Annotated in this window: 2 protein-coding genes and 1 pseudogene; all 3 read left to right on the top strand. The window is 33.5% G+C overall.

Going from position 1 to position 1,573, the window contains the following annotated elements:
• Positions 1 to 163: pseudogene (locus EXE29_RS17205) on the top strand (roadblock/LC7 domain-containing protein); the annotation flags it as partial.
• A gap of 94 nt (positions 164 to 257) precedes the next feature.
• Positions 258 to 1,247, top strand: coding sequence for a helix-turn-helix domain-containing protein (locus tag EXE29_RS17200; protein WP_117006351.1), 990 nt, complete (start codon positions 258 to 260; stop codon positions 1,245 to 1,247).
• A 16-nt stretch (positions 1,248 to 1,263) separates the two neighbouring features.
• Positions 1,264 to 1,573 (top strand): GTP-binding protein (locus EXE29_RS17195; protein WP_171406287.1); only part of this gene is annotated, 310 nt, incomplete at its 3' end.

Below are 1,573 nucleotides of genomic sequence, written 5' to 3'. Positions count from 1 at the left end.
CGTTGATATTCTAATTACTTTAGGCAAACAATATCACTTGATCCGCCCATTAGAAAAAAATGAAAATGTTTTCCTATACTTAGTACTTGATCGTGCAAAAGCTAACTTAGCAATGGCACGCCATGAGTTAAAAGCATACGAAAAAAATCTTGATTTCACCTGATTCAAAAAAACCCCTTATATATTTATTATATAAGGGGTTTTTATTCCCCCGCTATTTCTAAATCACATTCCGTTCAGTTGATAGAGAGATAATAATGAATAAGCAATATATTAATATTGCAATTTCTGGTTTAAGTATTCACGATGCTGAAGAGCTCAAAGGCCAGCTAAGCAATATAATAGACAATAAATTTAACATTCAATGGAAAACTGCAACCGATATTAATTTAGACTGCTTATTTATTCATGAAAATTTCTTTGATACCGAAGGGATTCAACGCATTTTAAATAATAAAAGTTTTCCTTGGCTAAAAGTAGCCAAAGACAATAACCTATCAGGTAAATTAGAAAATAATACGCTCTATCTACCTATACAAAGTACACAAGATTTAAATCAATGGATTGATCAACATATTATCCATAATGATTTTACACCTCCGCTTGATGAGCCAGTAATCCCAGTAAAAAGAGCCACTCAAGCTACTCTCAAAGAAAATCATCCATATACTGAAAGCTATTTCAAAACAATGTATGACACCGATGAAGGTCACCATAAGCTCTATATTTCAGATGCACAAGGTGCCTTAGGCGTGATTGATATTAAGCAAAATTTAGTGTTCTGTAATTCTGAACGTAAAGATTTCGAAACAGATTTTAGTTTTAATTATGAATTTGCCTCGACTTCACATCTTATTAAAGCTTCAAGAAAAGACTGTTATATCTTACAAGATTGGATATGGAATCTTTTTTGGTTCTCTCCAAACTTTTATCAAATTGCACCCGAAGATGGCCATTATCGAATACATTTTTGGCCAAAACCGCAAGATCGTGAAAATCGTAAACAAATCTTCCAAATGTCAGCTTGCTTTATTCAAGGCGCCAAAATTTCAAAAATTTCGGAACAACATAATATCCCTATACAAACGGTACGCCGTTTTATTGCAGCAAATATGGCTTCAGGTAACTTAAGTAAAATTAATATTTGGGATAACCATTACAACCCACCAGAAACTCTTGAAGAAAAACCCGAAGAAAGTCTAATCAAAAGTTTTTTTGGAAAAATTCGCAGAAAATTTGGTTTCTGATATAGGGAGAATATCTATGATTCTACAGCAATACAAAATTGTATTTGCAGGTTCTATGGGTGCAGGAAAAACTGAAGCAATTCGTTCGCTTTCTGATGTACCCGTACTATTAACAGAAGCCTTCAATACCGACCAAGACAGCCATGAAAAAATGGAAACAACAGTAGGTATTGATTATGGTGAAGTAACTTTAGAAGACGGTGTAAAAATCGGATTATATGGTACACCTGGGCAAAGTCGTTTTGATTTTATTTGGCCTGTGATTTGTAAAGGTGCAATCGGTGCTATTATCCTTATTGATCATAATTCAGAAGAACCTTTACAAG

It is taken from the genome of Acinetobacter sp. WCHAc060006 (assembly GCF_004209135.1).
Taxonomy (GTDB): Bacteria; Pseudomonadota; Gammaproteobacteria; order Pseudomonadales; family Moraxellaceae; genus Acinetobacter; species Acinetobacter cumulans.
This window is presented reverse-complemented; position numbering and strand designations above follow the sequence as displayed.

Coding starts and splice junctions, on each gene's coding strand:
- EXE29_RS17200 (WP_117006351.1), top strand. CDS start 258: ATGAATAAGCAATATATTAATATTGCAATTTCTGGTTTAAGTATTCAC.